This is a genomic window from Ruegeria sp. YTSB088, assembly GCF_059609825.1.
Window position 1 is genome coordinate 228,755 of the sequence record NZ_JBXWMM010000001.1, and the last position, 22,038, is coordinate 250,792.

General features: G+C 57.4%; 21 protein-coding genes. 5 read left to right on the plus strand and 16 right to left on the minus strand.

Going from position 1 to position 22,038, the window contains the following annotated elements:
- Positions 1–14 precede the first annotated feature (14 nt).
- From AC2FFA_RS01135 to AC2FFA_RS01165, 7 genes are all read right to left on the minus strand, one after another.
- Complete coding sequence (locus AC2FFA_RS01135) at positions 15–611, minus strand: YceI family protein (RefSeq protein WP_496849454.1); 597 nt, start codon at positions 609–611, stop codon at positions 15–17.
- A complete protein-coding gene (locus AC2FFA_RS01140) occupies positions 608–1,822 on the minus strand; it encodes an MFS transporter (protein WP_496717345.1) in 1,215 nt (404 codons plus the stop codon). The genes AC2FFA_RS01135 and AC2FFA_RS01140 overlap by 4 nt, the downstream gene beginning before the upstream one ends.
- A 62-nt stretch (positions 1,823–1,884) precedes the next feature.
- A complete protein-coding gene (locus tag AC2FFA_RS01145) occupies positions 1,885–2,505 on the minus strand; it encodes an ImuA family protein (protein WP_496849456.1) in 621 nt (206 codons plus the stop codon).
- A gap of 48 nt (positions 2,506–2,553) precedes the next feature.
- The gene (locus AC2FFA_RS01150; RefSeq protein WP_299640456.1) at positions 2,554–3,135 is read right to left on the minus strand and encodes a retropepsin-like aspartic protease family protein; all 582 of its coding nucleotides are present in this window, start codon (positions 3,133–3,135) and stop codon (positions 2,554–2,556) included.
- A gap of 42 nt (positions 3,136–3,177) precedes the next feature.
- Positions 3,178–3,795, minus strand: coding sequence for a MarC family protein (locus AC2FFA_RS01155; RefSeq protein ID WP_117869219.1), 618 nt, complete (start codon positions 3,793–3,795; stop codon positions 3,178–3,180).
- Positions 3,796–3,797: 2 nt separating this feature from the next.
- The gene (locus AC2FFA_RS01160) at positions 3,798–4,187 is read right to left on the minus strand and encodes an ACT domain-containing protein (protein ID WP_496671835.1); all 390 of its coding nucleotides are present in this window, start codon (positions 4,185–4,187) and stop codon (positions 3,798–3,800) included.
- A complete protein-coding gene (locus AC2FFA_RS01165; protein WP_496849458.1) occupies positions 4,184–6,034 on the minus strand; it encodes an ABC-F family ATP-binding cassette domain-containing protein in 1,851 nt (616 codons plus the stop codon). The genes AC2FFA_RS01160 and AC2FFA_RS01165 overlap by 4 nt, the downstream gene beginning before the upstream one ends.
- Before the next feature lie 106 nt (positions 6,035–6,140).
- Here AC2FFA_RS01165 and AC2FFA_RS01170 point away from each other — a divergent pair, with 106 nt between their 5' ends.
- Together AC2FFA_RS01170 and ndk are read left to right on the plus strand one after the other, a co-directional pair.
- On the plus strand, positions 6,141–7,343 hold the full coding sequence (locus AC2FFA_RS01170; RefSeq protein WP_496849825.1) for a multidrug effflux MFS transporter: 1,203 nt from the start codon (positions 6,141–6,143) through the stop codon (positions 7,341–7,343).
- 114 nt (positions 7,344–7,457) lie between these two features.
- Positions 7,458–7,880, plus strand: coding sequence for a nucleoside-diphosphate kinase (gene ndk / locus AC2FFA_RS01175; RefSeq protein WP_496849460.1), 423 nt, complete (start codon positions 7,458–7,460; stop codon positions 7,878–7,880).
- 54 nt (positions 7,881–7,934) lie between these two features.
- On the opposite strand, the gene AC2FFA_RS01180 is transcribed toward ndk, so the two are convergent.
- On the minus strand, positions 7,935–8,282 hold the full coding sequence (locus tag AC2FFA_RS01180) for a TfoX/Sxy family protein (RefSeq protein ID WP_117869216.1): 348 nt from the start codon (positions 8,280–8,282) through the stop codon (positions 7,935–7,937).
- A gap of 303 nt (positions 8,283–8,585) precedes the next feature.
- On the opposite strand from AC2FFA_RS01180, the gene AC2FFA_RS01185 reads away from it, so the two are divergent.
- Genes AC2FFA_RS01185 through AC2FFA_RS01195 form a run of 3 tightly spaced genes read left to right on the plus strand, consistent with a single transcriptional unit; the run spans position 8,586 to position 11,329 of the window.
- Positions 8,586–10,106: a CHAD domain-containing protein gene (locus tag AC2FFA_RS01185; protein ID WP_496849463.1), complete on the plus strand. Its 1,521-nt coding sequence runs from the start codon at positions 8,586–8,588 to the stop codon at positions 10,104–10,106.
- A 3-nt stretch (positions 10,107–10,109) separates the two neighbouring features.
- Positions 10,110–10,865, plus strand: a complete 756-nt coding sequence (locus AC2FFA_RS01190; protein ID WP_496849465.1) for a ParA family protein — start codon at positions 10,110–10,112, stop codon at positions 10,863–10,865.
- Positions 10,862–11,329: a CYTH domain-containing protein gene (locus tag AC2FFA_RS01195; RefSeq protein ID WP_117869213.1), complete on the plus strand. Its 468-nt coding sequence runs from the start codon at positions 10,862–10,864 to the stop codon at positions 11,327–11,329. Before AC2FFA_RS01190 ends, AC2FFA_RS01195 begins: the two co-directional genes overlap by 4 nt.
- On the opposite strand, the gene AC2FFA_RS01200 is transcribed toward AC2FFA_RS01195, so the two are convergent.
- The 8 genes from AC2FFA_RS01200 to AC2FFA_RS01235 all read right to left on the minus strand — a co-directional run bounded on the left by AC2FFA_RS01200 (position 11,326) and on the right by AC2FFA_RS01235 (position 22,037).
- The gene (locus AC2FFA_RS01200; RefSeq protein ID WP_254683809.1) at positions 11,326–12,639 is read right to left on the minus strand and encodes an ATP-binding protein; all 1,314 of its coding nucleotides are present in this window, start codon (positions 12,637–12,639) and stop codon (positions 11,326–11,328) included. The genes AC2FFA_RS01195 and AC2FFA_RS01200 overlap by 4 nt on opposite strands.
- Positions 12,640–12,688: 49 nt before the next feature.
- Positions 12,689–13,369, minus strand: a complete 681-nt coding sequence (locus AC2FFA_RS01205) for a response regulator transcription factor (protein ID WP_117869211.1) — start codon at positions 13,367–13,369, stop codon at positions 12,689–12,691.
- A 180-nt stretch (positions 13,370–13,549) separates the two neighbouring features.
- Positions 13,550–14,986 (minus strand): DegQ family serine endoprotease, encoded by a 1,437-nt coding sequence (locus tag AC2FFA_RS01210; RefSeq protein ID WP_496849468.1) that lies wholly within the window; start codon positions 14,984–14,986, stop codon positions 13,550–13,552.
- 749 nt (positions 14,987–15,735) lie between these two features.
- Entirely contained in the window at positions 15,736–16,335 is a 600-nt protein-coding gene (locus AC2FFA_RS01215) for a nucleotidyltransferase family protein (RefSeq protein ID WP_496849470.1), read from the minus strand.
- A 31-nt stretch (positions 16,336–16,366) separates the two neighbouring features.
- Entirely contained in the window at positions 16,367–18,784 is a 2,418-nt protein-coding gene (locus AC2FFA_RS01220) for a GcvT family protein (protein ID WP_496849472.1), read from the minus strand.
- A gap of 83 nt (positions 18,785–18,867) precedes the next feature.
- Entirely contained in the window at positions 18,868–19,623 is a 756-nt protein-coding gene (locus tag AC2FFA_RS01225) for an HpcH/HpaI aldolase family protein (RefSeq protein WP_496671862.1), read from the minus strand.
- 86 nt (positions 19,624–19,709) lie between these two features.
- Positions 19,710–21,017 (minus strand): HlyC/CorC family transporter, encoded by a 1,308-nt coding sequence (locus AC2FFA_RS01230; protein WP_117869206.1) that lies wholly within the window; start codon positions 21,015–21,017, stop codon positions 19,710–19,712.
- Positions 21,018–21,080: 63 nt separating this feature from the next.
- Positions 21,081–22,037, minus strand: coding sequence for a tyrosine recombinase (locus AC2FFA_RS01235; RefSeq protein ID WP_496849827.1), 957 nt, complete (start codon positions 22,035–22,037; stop codon positions 21,081–21,083).
- Position 22,038 lies beyond the last annotated feature (1 nt).

Here is a 22,038-nt window from a genome sequence, read left to right on the forward strand (position 1 = left end):
TTGCCAATTGACGATCAGGTCGCGCGGATAATCTCTGCGTGGATGTCCAGGCCGACAGTGTCATGAACCAGGTCAGGATAGCCCGAAGCTCCGAAGTCGTGCCGGTTCAGAGCGCCCTTCAGGCCAATGGTCAGACGGCTCAGATCGTTCTCTGCACTTCCCGCCTGCCGGTACAGATTGGCCTCCAGCGTGATCGGGCGGATCACGCCGCGGACCGTCAGATCACCCGTGATCCGAGCGCCATCTGATATTCGTCCTTCCGTGCCCAACTGTATGTCCGTTGACACAAATCGGATCGTTGGGTGCTGTTTCGCGTCCAATACGCTGGGGCTGAGCATGGGCATTCGGGCAAAGGGCAGCCGCGTTCTGGCCTTGCTGACGTCCAGTGTCACTGTGACCTGACTGTTCTGCAGGCGACGTGAGTCAATCTGAACTTCGGCGGTCCGGATCGGCATTGTCCCTGACTGAGTCACCCCCGCAAGATCAAAAGTGAACCCGACCCTGGTGCCTTCATCCGACAAGATGTAAGGCCGCAAAGCAGCGTGTGCCGCCTGGGTCAGGGGCAGGGTTGCCAGGCCGGCAAGCAGGCTGCGACGGGTCAGAAGGGTCATGCCATGACCCGTTCTCGTCCGGGGCGGGATCTCCTGAGCAGCATCAGAACGATTGCAATGTTCAGGCCATTCCAAAGAATGCCATTCACGAACGCCAGTTGGTAGTTTCCGGTGAGGTCGTATATCCACCCTGACATCCAGCCGCCGAGTGCCATGCCAAGAATGGTCATCATCATGACGAACCCGACCCGCGCGCCAGCTTCTTGCGGCGGCATGTATTCACGGACAATCAACGCATAGCTGGGCACGATGCCACCCTGTGCCAGGCCAAAGAGCAGGCTGATGGCGTAAAGTGACACCATTCCGTTGTACGGCAGGAACAGGAACAGGGCGATGCATTGCAGAAGAGAACCGATCAAAAGCGTCACGACGCCGCCCAGCCGGTCAGCCAACAGACCCGAGATGATGCGGCTGACAACGCCACCCAATAACATCAGCGACAGCATTTCGGCCCCGACTGCGGGCCCATATCCCAGTCCGACGCAATACGAGACGATATGAACCTGCGGCATCGACATGGCGACGCAACAACCGATCCCGGCCAGGCCCAGAATATATTGCAGCGCGCGTGGTGATACGCCGACACTTCGTGCATTGATTTGGGCGGATGCTGCGGCGGTGCTGTGTGCCTCGACCGGCACCCTGCGGCGTAGCAGCAGCGACAGGGGAATGACGACGATAAGCGTCAGAACGGCGAGCGTCAGATAGACCTGTTGCCATCCGTCCCGAGCCAGAATTCCGGACAGCATGGTGGGCCAGATGGCGCCGGATAGGTAATTCCCGCTTGCCACTAGTGCGACGGCAATACCGCGCCGCTTCACGAACCAATGCGAGATATCGGCGATCAGCGGACCAAACCCAATTGACGTGCCCAGCCCAAGCAGAAGATGCGCCGCGGATAGCAACATTATATTCGGCGCCAGCGTTGCCAGCACATAGCTCAGAGCACTCAAGACGGCTGCTCCGATCAGGGCGCTGGTGACACCCAGCCGGTCCACCAACTGCCCCAACCACATATTACCCAAGGCAAAACCGATCATCGCCAGCGTATACGGCATCGAGGCTTCGGCGCGACCGGCCCCGAATTCGGCTTCAACCGCGGGCATGACCACGATCACTGCCCACATGCCAACATTCGCCACTGTTGCAATGGCGAGCGTGATCAGAAGGCGAAGCCAGGAATAGCGACTGTCATGGATCGGATGGCTCATGCGGTGACGCTAGGGCGCGGCCCGGGGTTTGACCAGTCACTTCTTGCGTGATCCGCGTGGCTTTACGCCGTTGCATCTTCGGTTTCGATCCGTTTCAGATGCAAACCGGCACGGGCGGCGGTCATGGTGGCCTGCCATGTGACCGGGGGCAGGGCACGGGCGCGGCGGCGGGTCAGGGTCCAGAGCCTCGCATCGTCCCGATGGGTGGCAGCCATGTGCCAGCGTGTCTCAACCCCTTGCGCGCCACCATCTCCGGGTGTCAGCAGCAAACCAAGCGGAGCCCGCCCCATCGTACCCCCTTGTTCGGCGGCCAGATGCATCCGGCGTATCGGTGTCAGCCCCGGCGCGCCGGGCAGGTCGCCGACGATCAGCGGAATGGCCCCGCTGCGCAGCGCCTCCTCCAGACACCACAGCAGATCCTCGGCACGGGTGGGCTGAACAAAGATGAACCGGGCCGGATCGGTAAAGGCCATCATCCCATCGGGGTTTAGCTGGCCAGGTTCCCACGCGGGGGAAATCCACAAGACCGGCCCCTGTGTCTGACTGGCCAGCCACATGGCAAAGCTGCGCCGGGCGGGGCCGCACGCCTCGTGCACACGGCCCAGTTGCAGGGTGATCTGCGGATGGAGGTTTACCCTCGGTGCCTGACGCGCAGGTTTGTGGCCAAGAAGCTGAGTAGACATGCCGGAACACTAGCATGTTCTTTTTTTGTTCTCAAGCGATCAGAGCTGCTAACGAGACAAGATCAGCTTGCCATCTACGAACTGAATGCTTGAGAAACGATGCAGGTATTCCATCCCCAAAAGCGATTTATCCAGCTCGCCCTCATTGACCCAGGCCGATACGTTCTGATCGGTAATTGGTCCTACGGTCAGGGTCTCAAGCCGCACCGGCGCGGTGCGCACCTCACCGTTGGCGGTCAAGGCGCGTCCGAAATAGTTCAACTGATCAGGATCGATACCAACGCGCGCAGCGTCCTGAGCGCTGAGCACGATCTGGCTGGCGCCGGTGTCGACAAGAAAGCTGATCGGCTCATCATTCACCAAAACCGGCAAATAGTAGTGACCGTCATAGGCACGGGGCACCTCGATCGCGTTGCCGGTGACGGTCATCTGTGGGGCAGGGCCAACCGAAGACCGGATGTCTTCCCACAGGCCGATGACGGCGATGGCGCCAACAAAGATGAACACCCAGGCCATCACCTGCTGCAATGTTTTGTTCAGGGACTGGCGGTTTTGCGAAACGAACCAGAACGCGATCGCCAGCCCGAGCACGACCAGATAGACCAGTTGTCCGATATCGATGCTGTCCACAGGGTTCACCCCACTCAAGTTACGCGCATTTTATATGGGGATTTAAGACGCAAATCCAAAGGCCTTGAGGCCATCAAGAATGAATTGAACAGACAGGGCCGCAAGCAACATACCCAGTAGTCGCGTCAATACGTTCAACCCGGTTTTGCCCAAAACCCGTGCGACAGCGCCGGATGTCAGATACATCACGAAGACCATCGCCAGAACAACGAGCATGACGCCGATGACAACGGCAAGGCCCTGGATGCCGGGTTGCTGGCCTGCAAGCAGAATCATCGTTGCAATCGAGCCGGGGCCTGCAATCAGTGGGATGCCCAGGGGAAAAACGGACGGGTCTGGATGTTCCTCTTCCTCGGCGCTGCTTTCGCGTCGCTTGGTGCGGCGTTCAAACAGCATATCCAGCGCGGTCAGGAACAGCAGGACGCCTCCTGCGACGCGGAACGCCTCCATCGAAATGCCAACAAACCCCAGAAGGGCTTCGCCAAAGGCGGCAAACAGGGCCAGGATAAAGCCTGCTGTCAGGCAGGCCCGAACCGCGATGGAGCGGCGCGTATGCCAGTCCATGCCCTGTGTCAGAGCCACGAAGATCGGAGTTTGCGCGGGCGGGTCAAGGACCACGAAAAGCGTTGTGAACGCGGTAATCAGGAATGCGCTGTCCATTGCTATTTGCTGCTCCGTTGCAGGTCTTGCAGGATATTCAGGGCATCTTGCGAACAACCTGATGGGACATAGACATGATCGTGGTGATACCCCGCGACCATGTTCGCTGGGATGCCCGCCTGAGCCAGCGCGCTGGAAACGGCCGCGGTCAGACCAACACCTTCCAACGAGGAATGGACCTGCAAGGTAATGCAACGCATCGCGACGGCATCTTGCGGTGCCGCAGCGATCGGGACGACAAGAGACAGCCCTTCTGCCTCGACACAGCTGGCCCGCGTGCCCTCAGGCCAGGGTTTGTTCTCAGGCCACACGACAAAGGCAAATTCACCGGGCTGCAAGTCGGGATGCATACCGGAAATCATAGCTCCGGTGTCTTTGACGGGTGTTTTCATGCTGTTTCTGCCTGTTCAAGTCGTTCGGCGGCGGCGACCCATAGAGCCTCGGCTTTTTGCATGGCCTCGGTGACTTCGGTGAACTTGCGGTTCCAGGTTTCCAGATCGTTGATCTTATCGTCCTCGTACAACGCCGGGTCGGACAGTTTGGCGGAAAGCCTGTCATGCATATCGGTCAGCTTTTCGATCCGGTCTTCGCATTTGCGCAGATCGGCGCGCAGAGCCAACAACGCCTCGCGTGTGGGGCGTTTTGATTTGACAGTCTGGGACTTTTCCCTGACGGGTCTGTCGCGCGCCAGCAGCAGGGACCGATAGGCTTCAAGGTCGCCGTCAAAGGGTTTGACCGTACCATCCGAAACCAGCCAGAGGCGATCCGCGACAAGGCTCAGCAGATGCATGTCGTGGCTGACCAGAACCACCGCGCCGGAATAAGCAGTCAGCGCCTCGACCAGCGCCTCGCGGCTTTCGATATCAAGGTGGTTGGTCGGCTCATCAAGGATCAGCAAATGGGGCGCGTCGATCGTGGCGAGCAGCAGTGAAAGGCGCGCTTTCTGTCCACCCGACAGACGCCCGACCTTGGTTTCCGCCTGATCCGCGTTCAACCCGAAACCGGCCAGTCGCGAACGCCACTTGCCGGGCGCCTCGTCAGGGCGCAGGCGGCGCAGGTGGTCCAGCGGTGTTTCGTCCACATAGAGCTCATCCACCTGATGCTGCGCAAAATAGCCGATGCGCAGCTTGTTGCTGCGGGTCATCCTGCCTGCCATCAGGGGCAGCCGGTCCGAGAGCAGCTTGGACAGGGTCGATTTCCCCTGACCGTTCTTGCCCAACAGCGCAATGCGGTCGTCTTGGTCGATGCGCAGGTTCAGACGCCGCAGCACCTCTGTCTCGCCATAGCCTGTGACGCCGCTCTCAATCTGGATAATCGGTGGCGAAAGTTCCTCGGGTTCCGGAAAGCTGAACGCACGGAGTGCTGCTTCTTGTGGGGTCGAGACCAGTTGGATGCGTTCGATCATCTTCAGGCGCGACTGGGCCTGAACAGCTTTCGATGCCTTATAGCGGAACCGATCCACAAAGCTTTGCAAATGTGCGATGCGGGCTTTGGCCTTGACGTTTTCCGATTCCGCCTGTGCCAGACGTTCCGCACGGCGTTCCGCAAACTTGTCGTATGGCACCGCGTAATAGGTCAGCTTGCGGTCTTCCAGATGCAGGATCGACCCCACGGCACGGTTCAGAAGACCTCGGTCGTGGCTGATGATGATCACCGTGTGAGGATACTTGGCCAGATAGCTCTCGAGCCACAGCGCGCCTTCGAGGTCCAGATAGTTTGTCGGTTCGTCCAGCAGCAGCAGATCTGGTTGAGAAAACAGCACCGCCGCCAGCGCAACGCGCATCCGCCACCCGCCCGAGAAATCCGAGCACGGGCGCAGTTGGTCTTCGTCATCAAACCCCAGCCCCTTGAGGATCGAAGCCGCGCGCGCCTCGGCGGACCAGGCGTCGATATCGGCCAGACGGGTCTGAATTTCGGCGATACGTGTCGGGTCTTCGGCGCTTTCGGCCTCGGCCATCAATGCACCGCGTTCGGTATCGGCGGCCAGAACCGTGTTGATCAGCGAGACATCAGAGGAGGGCACCTCTTGCGCCACACCGCCAATCCGAGCGCGTTTCGGGACCGAGATATTACCGGATTCCAGAGCCAACTCCCCCCGGATCAGGCGGAACAGCGTGGTCTTTCCGGTTCCGTTCCGACCGACAAGGCCAACCTTGTGACCATCGGGAATCGTTGCGGTTGCGCCATCAAACAATGGACGACCTTCAACGGCATAGGTGATGTCTTCGATCCGTAACATGGAGCGCTCTTAGCAGAGCTGTGATGCCGCCGCCAGCGGCTTGGCATGTTCAATCTGCAAGCAATGTGTTAGCGCTGTGTCGTTTGCTTTTCTGAACGGTTTTCACATGCGCGCGGCCCGGACGCCTCCACACTTGGTCACTCTGATCTTTGCCACAGCATTGTCGGTTTTGTCGCTGAATATGTTTCTGCCGTCTCTGGCCCATATGAGCGAAGACTTCGGGGTGGATTATGGCCTCATGAATCTGTCGGTCGCGGGGTATTTAGCGGTCTCGGCCGTGCTGCAACTGATCATGGGGCCTTTGTCGGATCGTTTCGGTCGCAGGCCGATCCTGTTGATCTGTATGTCCATCTTCGTCATCTCCTCAATCGGATGCTCTCTGGCCGGGTCCATCTGGACCTTTCTCGGCTTCCGTCTTTTGCAGGCCGCGGTGGTGGCTGGGTCGGTTCTGTCCAGCGCATCGATCAGAGATCGGTATCCGCCGAACGAGGCTGCAAGCAAACTCGGTTATGTCGCGATGGCCATGGCTTTGGCGCCAATGCTTGGCCCGATGCTGGGTGGGACGCTGGATATGCTGTTCGGCTGGCGTTCGGGATTTGTGCTCTACACAGTGCTAGGGGCAGGGCTGTTGGGGCTGCTGTGGTTCGATATGGGCGAGACGAACATGAACCGCTCTTCGACTTTCGCGGCCCAGTTGCGGGAATACCCGCATCTTTTCCGCGCCCGCCGGTTCTGGGGGTATGCCCTGTGTGCGGCGTTTTCCATCGGCGGGTTCTACAGCTTTATTACCGGTGCTCCGCTGGTTGCGGCCGCGTGGTTCGACCTGAGCCCCGCATTGCTGGGTCTTGGAATTGGCATTATCACGGGTGGGTTCATGGTCGGGAACTTCGTAACCGGCCGGATCGCGGCGCACACACGTCTGACCACGATGATCTTGATCGGCCGGGTCGTGGCTTCGACCGGGCCTTTCTGCGGACTGCTGCTGTTTCTGGCTGATCTGGGGTCGGTCTGGGTGTTCTTCGGCTCGGCCATCTGTGTCGGGTTCGGCAACGGGCTGACCAATGCAAACGCCTCGGCGGGCGTCATGTCCGTTCGCCCCAAGCTGGCAGGAAGTGCGGCGGGGTTGTCGGGGGCGATGGTTGTAGCGCTGGGTGCGATCCTGACTTCGATGACCGGCGCATTTGTCAGCCCCAAAAACGGGCCGTTTCTGGTTCTGGGCATGATGTGGGCAAGCGGCTTTGCAGGCCTGCTTGCAGTGCTTTACGTTCGGCGTCTGGACAGGAAGGACCCTTTACCCGACACATTCTGAACCTCAAAGCGGCAGGCAGACCATCATAACACTTTTCATGAGCGATAGACCGTGATACGCGGCGCGCGATGGATTTCGGCGCGGACCCGCGCCAGATTGTAAGGAGAGGCCGACATGGCACTGGAACGCACATTTTCGATCATCAAACCCGACGCAACCCGCCGCAACCTGACTGGCAAGATCAACGCCAAGTTCGAAGACGCCGGTCTGCGCATCGTTGCGCAAAAGCGCATCCACATGACCAAGGAACAAGCCGGCAAGTTCTACGAAGTTCACGCCGAGCGTCCGTTCTATGATGAATTGTGCGAGTTCATGTCGTCGGCTCCGGTTGTTGTTCAGGTTCTGGAAGGCGAAGGTGCCATTGCAAGGAACCGCGAAGTCATGGGCGCAACTAACCCGGCAGACGCAGCACCCGGCACCATCCGTGCCGAGTTCGCTGAATCGGTTGGTGAAAACTCGGTTCATGGTTCGGATGCACCGGAAACTGCGGCTGTTGAGATCGCGTATTTCTTCTCGGGTATCGAACTGGTCGGTTAAGCCGGTTTTCTGCCGAAAGATCGGGCCGCTCTGCAAGGGGGCGGCCTTTTTTGTTCAGACTTGCTTTAGGTCTTTGGGAGCGACGCGAACGCCGATTGCGTCCAGGTCCGCAACCATCTGGTTCTCCGGCGCCGCGCTGTTACCGGCCTTGATCGCGTCGAAACGCTGTCGCAGCTTTTTTTTCTCTTCACCCTTGCAATCATTCCAGGGGCGTCCCTGAAGCCCCATCACCAAAACATAGTAGCCGATGAAATGTGCTTTGGTACCAGCCCGCAAAAGCCGGGCATAGGCTTCATCCGGCCCCAGTTCCCGCAACTCGTCAGCCGAGTGGATGCCGGCGCGCGCGCAGGCCTGCTCAAAGGCCGGGCCAAGGTTGCGGATCGAGGAAACGGGATCACTCATAAGTCTCTATTACTTACGCCTTCGGGGGCTGTCACCCATGTTTGTAAATTGCCAAAACATAATGGCTTGCTGTCGTCTCGAGTTTCAGCTCTCATGAAGTCATGCTGTCTCGGAGGGCCGAGTTTCAGAAGCCAGAAATACCGAAAGTGGCCCGGTCAGGGGCAAGACAAGCTCCTTGCAAAAATTGGAGGTGAAAACCCTGTACGTATTGAAGGATCAGAACCATCGAAGAGGAACCAGCGTGCAGAAGATCGTTGAGACAAATGTCAATGAATACCTGAAAGCGCCCCGGATCGGCGGATCATGACCGAACCTTCAGATGTTCAAGGCTTTCTGTCCAAACCGATTGACGAGGCGCTTCTTGAAAGGCTCATTCCCGGGTTTACGATCAGGATCGACCCAACAGGAGTTGCGAAACCTTTCGTGCAGCTGGATTGCCACGATCAATCGTTGCGGAAATCAGGTCGTGTTCTGGTTGAGGTCGGGGAAATACTGTGGCTTTTCCAGAATGGCCGTGCGCCACTGTCTCAACGCTGCAAGGGGCAGGGGCGGTTTGTTCAAGACCTGCCGCAGGGCCCCGTTAAAGCAGCTTTGAAAGGGTTTCCGAAACTGCGCGCGCTGATGCAGATCGGAGCCGGGGAGATTCAGACGAAACCACTCGCCGTATTGGATGAGTTGGACAAAACGCTAGTCAGGGGAAAGGTTTGGTGCCTGTCCTCGACAACCGGTCAGGCGACGATTGTTCAGCTTCAGCGACTGCGTGGGTATGAGAGAGCGTATCAAAAGGTAAACACCGCGATGTCTGCCATGTCAGGGGGCGGGTCGGGTGTCGAAGCGTTTTACGCCGGGCTTTTCCCGGACATGGTTCCCTATCGGGCCAAGCCTGAGATCGAGTTGGGAAAAGCTGAACCATCCATTCAGGTCGCTGCGGATATTATTCAAAACTATCTGAAAGTTACCCGGCAAAACGAAGAAGGAATTATCGCCGATATCGACACGGAATTTCTACATGATTACCGAGTGTCTCTGCGGAAGGTCCGATCTGTGATCAGCCTGTTCAAAGGCGTTTTTTCCGACGCGCAGACCGTGCATTTGAAGCAGGTCTTTTCCGACCTCATGACCCCCACCGGCCGTATGCGTGATCTGGATGTCTACCTTCTGGAAAAAGATAAATACTTCAGTTTCTTACCGTCCATACTTCATGATGGCTTGCAAGAAATGTTCGACCTTTTCGAGACGGAACGCGCGCGGGAACTGTCACGCTTGTCCCGCCGGTTGCGCAGCGAAGAATACAACGCCTGTCTGACCAATCTGACAGCATTGTTCAACGGAATAGATCGTTTAGAACCCGGATCAAACGCAAAGCGCGGGGCACACGAATATGCATGCGCATTGATTTGGAAACGGTATCGCAAGGTATGCAAGGTCGCTCGTGGCATCACCGACGACACTCCGGATGACACGGTGCATGACCTTCGCATTGATTGTAAAAAACTGCGCTACCTGATGGAATTCTTTGGCCCTCTCTTTGATGCAAAGAACTTCAAGGAGATCATCAAACCATTGAAAAAGCTGCAGGACAATCTGGGTCTGTTTAACGATTACTCCGTTCAGCAAGAGTCTTTGCTGGCCTTTGTCGCGCAGCACAGCAACGCGCAGGGCCGCGTGGATGCGCGGATTGGTCTGGCTGTGGGTGGATTGATCGCGGTTCTGGATCAACGCCAGAAGGCCGAGCGGAGCCGCGTGCTTTCCAGCTTTGAGAAATTCGACGGGCCGGAAACCCGGCACTTGTTCCGGACCTTGTTTCACCGGAAAGAGGAGTGAGGAATGAAGATCATTGCCTGTTACAGCAACAAGGGCGGTGTCGGTAAAACAGCAACCTCGGTGAACCTGGCTTATGCATATGCGCAGGCGGGGCAACAGGTGCTGCTGTGTGACCTTGACCCCCAGGGCGCATCGGGGTTCTACTTTCGAGTGAAGCCTTCGAAAAAGCTGACGGATGCGCGGTTTTTCGAAGATGTGGAACGGTTTACCAAGGCAATCCGGGCCAGCGATTTCGAAGGTTTGGACGTGCTGCCAGCGAATCTGACCTTTCGTGATTTTGATGTGTTCCTGTCGCGGATGCGAAACAAACGTTCGCGGTTGAAAAGAGCTTTGAAAGCCGCAGGTAGCGATTATGACGTGATCATTCTGGATTGCCCGCCCAATTTTTCGACCCTGTCCGAGAATATCTTCAAGGCAGCCGATGAAATCGTCGTGCCGGTCATTCCCACAACCCTGTCCGAACGGACGTTCGATCAGCTGGTTGAGTTTTTTGACAAACACAAGTTGCGCAAGAAAAAACTGCGGGCCTTTTTTTCGATGGTGCAACACCGAAAGGTTTTGCATCAGGAAACTATGGAGGCGATGCGCAAGCTGTATCCAAAACGCTTTTTGCAGACGACGGTTCCTTTCGCTGCGGATATCGAAAAGATGGGTCAGCATCGTGCCCCGATCAGTACCTTTGCCGGGCGCAGTGTATCCAGTGCTGCCTACCGGGCACTGTTTGAGGAATTGGAGAGCGGAGTGATTTCAAACCGATGAGCAAAGAAATCGAACGCAAGTTTCTGGTGGCAAACCTGCCGGACCTGAGCAAAGCGAAAAAAGCCGTTGTACGACAGGGTTATCTGACCGCGCCCGACGACTCCGCCGAGTTGCGGTTGAGGCAAAAAAACGATGCGTATTTCCTGACTTTGAAAGGTGTCGGCGGCCTGGTGCGGATGGAACGCGAGGCCGAGATCACTGCGGAACAGTTCGATACCTTCTGGCCGGAAACAGAAGGGCGGCGGGTTGAGAAGATACGCTACACCGCTCAATTGCAGGATGGTCTGGTATTTGAGCTGGACGTCTTCGCGGGAGATCTGGCACCGTTGTGCCTGGTGGAAGTGGAATTCACCTCACAGGACCAGGCCGCAAGATACGTCCCTCCGGATTGGTTCGGTACGGATGTCACCGACGATACGCGCTATAAAAACAAGACCATGGCAATAAATGGTGTTCCGGATTAACGCTGTTGAGCCAGATTGATCGTGGTTTCCAGCCCGGGGTCACAGTTCCGGGCGGCAAATTTCCCACCGTGCATATGTGAAATTGCTGCGACCAGAGCCAGGCCCAAACCCGCATTGCGTTCCGTCCGAGCGGGGTCAAGTGTCACGAATGGAAGCTGAAGGCGATCCAGTTCTTCGGGGGGAACGCCGGGTCCACGATCCCTGACGCTTAGCTGGGCAAGACCGTCGCGCGCATCGATAGAAATCGTGATCGCGGTATCTGCTGGTGCGTAACGCAAGGCGTTTTCCAACAGATTGGAAAGAGCTTGCGACAGAAGAGGCCGGTGCCCCTGAATGGCAGGGGCAGAGCCCCTGACTTCAAGTTGCACGCCTTGATCGGCGGCGACCGGGTCATAAAGCTCTACAACATCGCCAACCAGTTGCTGCAAATCGATGGTTTCGAATTGCTCTCGTCCCAGACCGGCCTCGGCCCGTGAGATTTCGGTGAGTTGCCCCAGTACGCGCAAAACGTGATCAATTTCACCCGTTGCCCGTGCGATATCGATCTCGCGATCCAGATCGCTTTTGCCGGGTTCAGAGAGGGCCTCAACTCGTTGTCGCAGGCGAGACAAAGGCGAGCGAAGATCATGCGCAATCGAATTCGAGGTGGTGCGAAGGTTGCTGATCAATTCCTCGATCCGGTCGAGCATGTTGTTCAATGTGCCTGAAACCTGATCGAATTCGTCCCCGGTTCCACGCAGCGGCATCCGCTTTGACAGATCGCCTGAAACGATATTCTCAGCCGTGCTGGCAATATCCGAGAGGCGCGAGAATACCAACCGCGTGAACAACCAACCGGTGATGACGCTCAGAACCAAAGCAATCCCCAGCGCCAGGGCAACTGAGCGAAACAGAACCCTGTCGAATTGCTGGCGCGACGCAGCATCCCGCCCAACCAGAAGGCGCTCGCCGCCCGGCAGGCGGATCGATGCGGCTGAGACGGACACGAGCTGATCATTGTCTGCCCGGCGTAATTCCAAGTCTACCCAACCACTTCCGGCGGCAATGTTCACCGGCCAGGACTTGAGATTGCCCACAAGTTTGAGGCCCAACCTATCTGTCAAAAGATAGAGCGCGTCCCGCTCTGCGGCACTTGGCAAACGGCGCTCAATTGCAGTGATCAACCCAATCAGCCCGCGCCTTTCGTATTCATCTGCAAGCCCCGTCAACTCTGCTGATACGACCGAGCGGGTCTCGGCTTCGATGCTTCGGTTGGCGGTCACATAGACGAACGCGAGCACAGACGCTGTCAGAATCGTGCTCAGAATCATGCTGGTTGCTACCAGCCTTGTTCTTGAATTGTTTAACGAAAGCCGAAGGTTATCCATCGGACATCATGTAACCCGCTCCACGGACGGTTTCAATCAGCTGCGCGTCACCGCCTTCGTCCAGCTGGCGCCGTAATTTCGAGATATGAACGTCCACAACGTTGGTGTTCGGGTCAAAGTGGTAATCCCAAACTCCTTCAAGCAACATGGTGCGCGACACCACACGGTTTTTGCGACGCAGGAAAAACTCGAGAATCTGAAACTCACGCGGTGTCAGTGTGATCTCGTGCCCGTCGCGCGTGACTTTGCGGGTCAACAAATCCATCTGCAGGTCTTTGCAGGTCAATGTCGGCGCCTCTTCGGATTCCTGAGGGCGGCGCAGCAAGGCCTCGATCCTGGCGTGCAACTCCTGGAACGAGAATGGCTTGACCAGATAATCGTCGGCGCCCGAGCGCAGGCCTTTGACCCGTTCGTCCACCGCGCTCATCGCCGTCAGCATCAATACCGGGGTTTTCAATCCGGCCGCCCGCATGGATTTGATCAGTGACAGCCCGTCCAGACCGGGTAACATCCTGTCCAGAACAATGGCGTCAAACCCACCGTCAGTGGCATGGTACAGCCCCTCGCGACCGTCAGCCGCAGTTTCAACCACGTATCCCTCTTCGCCAAAACCCTTGGCGATGAAGTCCTTTGTGTCAGCATCATCTTCGACGATCAACAGACGGCGGCTCATGGTCGGGCTCCTTTCTTTTTATATTTAATCACAAATTTCAGGTAAAGCATATGGTTAGGAGAAGTTCTTGCCGGGTGCTGGGCCTGCACCCGGCAAGCCCGGCGGACAGTGGACAACTCTGATCCGCCGGGTGAGGCGCGCGCCGGAAATCCCCATCAAGCAGCGCACGCATGTTCAGGTTCAGGCCAGTTCGACCGCGACGAAGATCTGGCTGCCGCCACGATTGATCAGCACCAGGGCAGGATCGGTTTTTTCGCTGTCCAGCGCCGCCTTCAGAGCGTCCGGTGTGGAGGTGTCCTGATTGCCCAACTTTACGATCACGTCACCGCGCTGCAGGCCGGCTTTTGCCGCGGGGCTGTCGGGCTTCAGGTCGGTGACGACGACGCCCTCGACGTTTTCGGCAACACCTTTCTCGGCCCGAACCGTTTCGGTCAGCGGTGCCACGGTAACACCGAGCGTTGTGCCTGCAACTTCTGCTTCGACCGGTTTGTCGGCCTCGGCCGATGCGGTCTGATGCTGGCCAACAGTAAGGGACACTGTTTTCTGCTTGCCCTCACGCAACACGGTCAGAGTGCTGTCGGTGCCGACTTTGGTCGTGCCCACAAGGATGGGAAGATCACCACTGGAGTCTACGGCATCGTCGTTGAATGACAGGATCACGTCGCCTTGCTTCAGGACGCCGTCTGCCGGGCTGCCTGAAACTACGTCGGACACCAACGCGCCCGTGGAAGCCTCAATCCCCAACGCCGCCGCAAGTTGTGGGCTAACGTTCTGGATCGACACGCCCAGCCAACCCCGGCTGACCTGCCCATCATCACGCAGATCGGCTGCGATGTGTTCAACGATGTTCGAAGTTACGGCAAATCCAAGACCGACCGACCCACCGCTGGGCGAATAGATGGCCGAGTTCACGCCAACAACTTCGCCTTCCATGTTGAACAGAGGGCCGCCCGAGTTGCCCTTGTTGATCGCTGCATCCGTCTGGATGAACTCTGCATATGGACCTTCCGAGATGTTGCGGCCTTTTGCCGAAACGATACCTGTGGTCACGGTCGAGCTCAGGCCGAAGGGGTTGCCGATGGCGACCACGTCTTCACCTACGCGGATTGTGTCACTGTCGCCAAGTTGCACGGCTTGCAGGTCAGTGCCCGCGTCGATTTTCAGAACCGCGATATCCGTTAGCGGGTCCGTTCCGACCACTTCGGCGTCGAAGGTGCGATCATCGCTGAGGCGCACGGTCACGGTCGAGGCATTGTCGACGACATGGTGATTGGTGATGATGTATCCGGCCTCATCCAGAACAAAACCCGAGCCCAGGCCCTGGGACGGGCCACGTTGCGGCATGTTGAACCCTTCCGGGCCGCCGAAGCGTTTGAAGAATTCACCAAAGGGATGCCCTTCAAAGTCAAAGTTCTGACCCTGGGCTGGGGTCGGCACTGCGTCGTGTTCGGCGATGATGGTTACGACCGACGGTGAAACGGTCTCAACCAGATCAGCCAATGCCTCGTCCGCCATGGACGGCATGGCCGTCGCTGCCAGAAGGGCCGCGCCGAGCGCGCTGGCACCTGCCCAGTTGGAAGTGCGGGGAAGTAGAAGCGAGGATTTGCGGATGCTCATTTGTGTCTCCTGTTATGTTCACGCAGTTGCGGCTGCGCGTTGAGACAACAGATGCCTTCTCAGAATTGGCGTTTCCTGACTGATCAATTAATAAATCTTAATTTTGCCACAAAGCCGGTGTTGTGTGACGGCCGACGTCGATCGGGATTCGCGGGCTTTTACCGATCCGGACCAAAGCGAATCGGAGGATTGTTGCTAAAAATGGCGTCAAACTTTCAAAAACATTGAATTTGTTTTGTTTTGTTGACAATCATCCTTCCGAAAGATTGAGAAAAAGGCTGCTCTTCCAATGGTTGTGGGTGAGTCTGTGTGAGGCATGGCTTGACACAATAAACATGTTTTCGACTGCGGATATTGGTGAATAAGTTTGCGCTTAATCCCGAATCGCTACCGTTTCCCAAAGGGAATAATCGCCTTAAGGTTGAACTTGACGCAACGCGATGTTGCGCAAAAACCATTCGAGGTAGACCCAAATTAACCCTTCCTTCCAATTTTACATTGTTTCGCGCGATCGGATAAGTGAGGATGAAGGTGCCCAAGTGAGGGGAGCCGAAAGCGCTAGGGGGCGCTGGCGGCTAACTCGATCACCAAAAGTGATAGCGGCATGTTAACGAGGGGGTCTTGTTTAGGTTTAGCTGCTTGGGAGTCGGGGTGTTTCTGAAAGCACACTGGCCACACTTTGGAGATTGAGCAAAGTGGTAGTCCTGTTTTGGGCACCGGCCCGGTCGATTAGACCGGGCCGTGTTTGTTCAGAGGGTGTGTTTTGCGCGCCAGTCCTTCCAGTCTTCCGGGGTATCCAGATCCAACCGTGCATTTTGGGCGGGCAGGGGATGCAGATGCACGCTGTCCCGATATTTTCGCACAATCTCCTGCGCGCCGTCGTCCCCTTTCAGCCGTGACAGTTGATCGAAAAGAGATCTGTCAAACACGACCGGATGACCGGGCTTTCCATCCTCGGTTGTTCCACGCCAGATCAGGTTGTCGGGGTGGGCACGTCGCGCTTTCAGAATTGTGGTCAGATCTGTTTCGGTCAGATCGGGTAGATCGGCCAACAAAACCATAGTGGCTGGTGCATCCGACGGCAGCTTTTGGATCGCGGCGCGCAGACTGGCATTCATTCCTTCTGCCGCATCCCAGACCGAAACGATCTGAACATCAAAGCCATCAAGCGCGTCATATCTTGGATGCGGTTCAGGGGGCAGGGCGACGATCACAGGCCCAACAGCGCAGGCCACGCTTGCGGAACGGGCGAGCAACGGAATGCCGTTGATCGGTTGCATCAGCTTGTCGATGCCGCCCATGCGGCTGGATTGACCCGCAGCCAGAATGATAATGGGAATCTCAATCATCTCGCTACAATGCCGTTGACCCAGGCGCGAGTCATCCCCTCATTCGGGCGCCGTCAGCGTCAAACAAGGGTGTCGAGATAACCTTTGCCTTGCGCATCTGGCCCAGTATTTCGATCTCAACTTCAAGCCCATCTGCTACGCGTTCAGACGGCAGGAAACCCATGGCGACAGACTTTCGTGCGTGGTGTGAATAGCCACCTGAGGTGCAGAAACCAACAACTGCGCTATCCAACCAGATCGGTTCATAGGCGTTGACGTCTGTGTCATCGGCTTCGACTTCGAAAGCGACCAAGGTGCGTGTCGCGCCTTTGGCACGGTCCGCCTCAGCAGCTGCGCGACCAATGAAGTCTGCATTCTTGCGAAACGAGATGAACCTGTCCAACCCGGTTTCCGCAGCGGTGTAGTCGGGCGAAAACTCTCGCATCCACGACCCGAAGAACTTGTCCAGACGTAGGCTCATCATTGCGCGCATTCCAAAGGGAACCATGCCATGGGGCTGCCCCGCTTCCCACAATGTCCACCAAAGTTGCCGCTGCGCCATCGGATCGCAGTAGATCTCGAATCCAAGATCGCCGGTATAACTGACCCTCTGTGCGATGCATTCCGTCATGCCCACGGTCATGCGGCGCACATCGAGGAAGCGGAAATCACTCAGGTCATCGCGGGAGCACGCAGCCAGAACCTGCATTGCCTTGGGTCCCGCGATCTGAAAGCCGTTCAAGCGGTCGCTGATATTCTCAATCGTCACGCCGTCCTGTGTGTGCTGCTGGAACCAACGCATGTGGAAGGCCTGACTGCCGTAGGAAGCCGTGAGTTGAAACTCAGTCTCACTGAGGCAGGAAACAGTGAAGTCCCCGATCAGTTTGCCCTTGGGCGACAGCATCGGGGTCAACGACAGTCGTCCGGGTTTCGGAATCCGACCTGCCATGATCCGATCCAGCCAACCGCGTGCGTTGGGTCCTGAGATGCGATACTTGCCGAAATTGTGGACTTCGTTGATACCCACACCCTCGCGCACGGCACGCACTTCGCGACCTGTCGCGGCAAACGCATTCGAACGCCGGAACGAAGGCGTCTCATATCCCGGCTCGTCTCCTTGCGCGAAGTAGTTGGCGACCTCCAGACCGTATTGCTGTCCCCAAACCGCCCCCAGATCGGTGAAGATGTCGTACATCGGGGTCGTGCGGTTGGGGCGCGCTGCGGGCAGTTCTTCGTTCGGATAGGCGACGCTGAAGCGTTTCTGATAGTTCTCGATGACTTTTGGGCGGGTATAGCCCGGGCTGATCCAGTCGCCGAAACGCGCAACATCCATGGCAAAGACATCGCGTTCGGGTTCGCCTTCGATCATCCATTGCGCCAGTGTCAGGCCAACGCCGCCACCCTGGCTGAAGCCTGCCATGACTCCGCAAGCCGACCAGTAGTTGCGTATGCCCGGTACCGGCCCGACCAGAGGGTTGCCGTCGGGTGCAAAGGTGAACGGACCGTGGATCACCGATTTCACCCCCGCTTCTGCCAGAACCGGAAAACGACGATAGGCGAATTCGATACTGTCCGTGATCTTGTCATAATCGTCGGGCAGCAATTCATGGCCAAACTCCCATGGCGTACCATCAACAGCCCAAGGTTTGCAGGGTTGTTCATAGAACCCAATGCACAAACCGCGCCCTTCCTGCCGCAGATAGCTTTCGCCGGCCGGGTCCATGACGTGTGGATGTTCGCCACCCGCGTCGATGATCGCCCCGATCTGAGGGATCGAGTCGGTCACCAGATACTGATGTTCCATAGGGTGCAGCGGGAAATAGACACCGGCCATCGCGCCAACCTCACGCGCCCAGAGCCCGCCTGCGTTTACGACATGTTCGGCGTGAATCGTACCTTTGTCGGTCACCACATCCCAGGTCCCATCGGGGCGTTGGTTGGTTTCACGTACCATGCAATGAGTTTCTATGGTTGCACCACCCATGCGGGCTGCCTTGGCATAAGCATGCGTGGTACCCGATGGGTCAAGATGCCCATCCAGAGGATCATAGAGCGCACCGATAATGCCGTCTGTGTTGGTGATGGGCGCGATCTGCTTGATCTCGTCCGGGCCAACGATTTCGGTTTCCAGCCCCATGAACCTGTGCTTGGCGCGTTCGGCCAGCAGCATGTCGAACCGGTCCTGGTTGTCGGCCAGTGTCACGCCGCCCACATGGTGCAGGCCACAGGACATTCCGGTGATCTCTTCCAGTTCTTTGTACAGCCGGATCGTATACCCCTGCAGCGCCGCCATATTGGTGTCGCCGTTCAACGTGTGAAATCCGCCTGCGGCGTGCCATGTCGATCCGCTGGTCAACTCGGACCGCTCCAGCAGCATAACGTCGGACCAGCCCAGTTTTGTCAGGTGATACAGAACCGAGCATCCGACAACGCCGCCTCCGATAACTGCGACACGGGTGGTGGTTTTCACGATGTATCTCCCTATGGTTTTGGGAAAAACTGTCGAGCCGATACGGATTTTACTGTTCTGTTAGCGACAGCAGATGTCGTATGTTACGTTTTGCACCAGCTTTGGATTTGCAGAGCCTTCTCGCGCAGCCAAAGTGCGTCAAAACCTCCGACCAGACGATAGCCGCGAGAAAACAAATCGGTTGCCTGCGCTTCGTTCAGCGCCACATTGCCCAGCGGTATTTCGGCATTGAAGGCGGCATTTTCCACTTTCCGGACAGCTGAAACAAAGTCCGGGTGATCAAACTGGCCCATCACGCCCAACTCAGTGCTCAGGTCGAACTGTGCGATGATCAGCATATCCACGCCTGGAACAGCGCAAATGGATTCGATATTTTCAAGGGCTTCAACCGTTTCGACCAGTATGCAACAGATTAGTTCCGGGCCCACAACGCTTGGGTAGGTGGTGAGAGTTTCGCCCCAACGCGACTGCGCGAGAAACGGTCCGAAACCACGGGTTCCATCGGGGGGATAGCGCAGGCTTTCGACGGCGCTCCGGGTGTCTTCCACGGTTCGGACAAGGGGAAACACGATACCTTCTGCGCCCAAATCCAAAGCGCGCTTTACGTCCGCTGGCTGGTTTTGCGCCACGCGTACCAACGGCGCACAGCTTGTTCCCGCAGTTGCGGCAATCATAGCGTGAGCCGAGGCATAGTCGATTGCTCCATGCTCAAGATCGATAATCACGGAGTCGACCCCGCATGCCGCCAGCGCCTGCGTAACGGTCGCCGAAGGTATCGTACATACCACCGAGCTGAGTCGATCTTTTGTGTCCTGCAATTTCGTCTTGAGGCTGGGCATAATGAGTTTGTCCTGCAATCGATTGGCAAAATTGATGACAGTCAGTCTAGCAGCGCCCGGAACATTTCAGAAAAAAATCGCAGCCGTTATAGCGGGCGCACCTTCAGTCCGGTGATACGGTTGCCTTCACGTGCCGTGACCTCGAACCGGAAACCGTGGAACGAAAACACCTGACCGACGACCGGGATCATCTGCGCCTCGTGAATCACAAGGCCGGCCAGCGTGTTGGCCTCGTCATCCGGCAGTGACCAGTCCAGCGCACGGTTAATGTCTCTGATGGTCATGGCACCTTCGACTAGGTATTGGCCATCTTCGGTGCGGGTGACCGGGACCTCTTCGTCTATGTCGAACTCATCGGCAATCTCGCCCACGATCTCTTCGAGAATATCTTCAAGTGTAATCAGACCTCGAAGAGACCCGTATTCATCCACCACTAATGCAAAATGGCTGTGCATTCGCAGAAATTCCCGCATCTGGTCGTCCAGCGTGGTGGTTTCAGGCACAAAATACGGGGCATTTGCCACTTTTCCGATGTCAAAGCTGGCCAAACGGTCGGTGCCGCCGTCGCTGCCGCCTGCCTGCGCATACATGGCCCGAAAGAGGTCCTTGGCATGTACAACGCCTACAATGTTTTCCGGCTCGTCCCGGAAAACAGGCAGGCGGGTGTGGCGGCTTTGCAGACATTGTTTCAGGATTTCCTCGGGGGCCGCATTGGCGTCGATCATCTCGATGTTCGAACGGTGCAACATGATTTCTTCCACCGTCCGGTCGCCCAGATCCAGCGCGCCCAAGATGCGGTCGCGGTCTTCTTTTTCGACCACACCTTCGGAATGACCGAGTTGCAGAGCGCCGGCGATTTCTTCGCGTACAGCCAGAATGTTGCTGTCAGGATCGATCTGCACGCCGAACAGGCGCAAGACACCGCGCACCAGCAGTCGCACCGCGGCCACAATGGGTGAAAACACCGTCACGACGACGCTGATGATCGGCGCAACAGCCGCCGCGGCCTTTTCAGAATTGGTGATGGCATAGGTCTTGGGCAGCACTTCGGCAAAGATCAGAACCAGCAGAGTCATGACCAGTGTCGCCAACGCCACGCCGCTTTCGCCGAACAAACGAGTGAACAAGGCCGTCGCCAGCGAGGCTGCCAGAATGTTGACAAGGTTGTTGCCCAGAAGAACCGAGCCGATCAGGCGTTCATTGTCATCGGTGATTTCGAGTGCCTTTTTCGCCCCGCGTGATCCTTTGTCGGCTTGTGCCCTCAGCTTTCCGCGTGAGGAGGCTGTGAGCGCTGTTTCCGAACCCGAAAAAAAGGCGGACAAAACGAGCAATAAAAGGATTGCACCTGACGTAAACCAGAATGTGCTGTCGATCAGAGAAGGTGAAGGTTCCATTGGTCCTTGGTGGGTTAGGATGGTGCATCCGTTATGGGGATGCCGACCCGCTGGATCAAGGGCTTAGCCCCTGTCTTCGTCAGGGTCTTTGCTCAGCGGGTGGTGTTGCAACACCAGTTCAGTCAACCGTTCATCCAGAACATGAGTATAAATCTCGGTCGTTGCAACGTCGGCGTGGCCCAATAAAGTCTGGATCGAACGCAGGTCAGCGCCGTTGGCCAGCAGATGCGTGGCAAAGGCGTGACGCAGGGTATGTGGGGTGACTTTTTCGGGCGAAACGCCGCCCTGAACGGCCAGTTCCTTGACCAGCAGAAAAAACCTGTGCCGCGTCAGGTGGCCGGACTTACCGCGCGACGGGAACAGAAAGCGAGATCTTTGACCGCCTTTCTCAACAGTCTGATCTTCGGCTTCGTCTCGTACGGTCAACCAGGCAGCCAATGCATCCCGCGCCGGAGGGGACAGGGGCACCATGCGTTCCTTGCCACCTTTACCCAGCACCAACAGCATGCGCGGATCGCCACGGGCCGAGGAAACGGGCAGGGACACAAGTTCGGTGACGCGCATTCCGGTGGCGTAAAGGACTTCCATCAGACACGTGTTACGTACGCGATCAGCCTTGCTGCGCCCGGTTTGTCGGGCAGCCTGAAGCAGGCGGTCGACTTCTGGCACGTCCAGCGTTTTGGGCAGCCGCTTCTGCCGTCCCGGACCTTTGATCTGGATGGCGGGGTTCGTCTCGATCCAGCCTTCCTCGAACGCAAATCGGTAGAGCTGCTTGATGGCTGACAATCGCCGCGCGCGGGTGGAACGCGACAAGCCCTGTGCCTCGCAGTCGATCAGGTAGGCTTCGATCTGATCACGATCTGCCTTATCGAATCCGGATCCCCTGTGCTGCAACCAGGTTGCAAAGTCTTTCAGATCGCGTCCATAGGCCAGCAACGTGTTTGTCGCCGCCCCAAGTTCCGCCGCCTGAGCCTGTAGGAAGGTCGAAATCCAAAGTTCGTTTGTTGCGGGGGAGCCCATC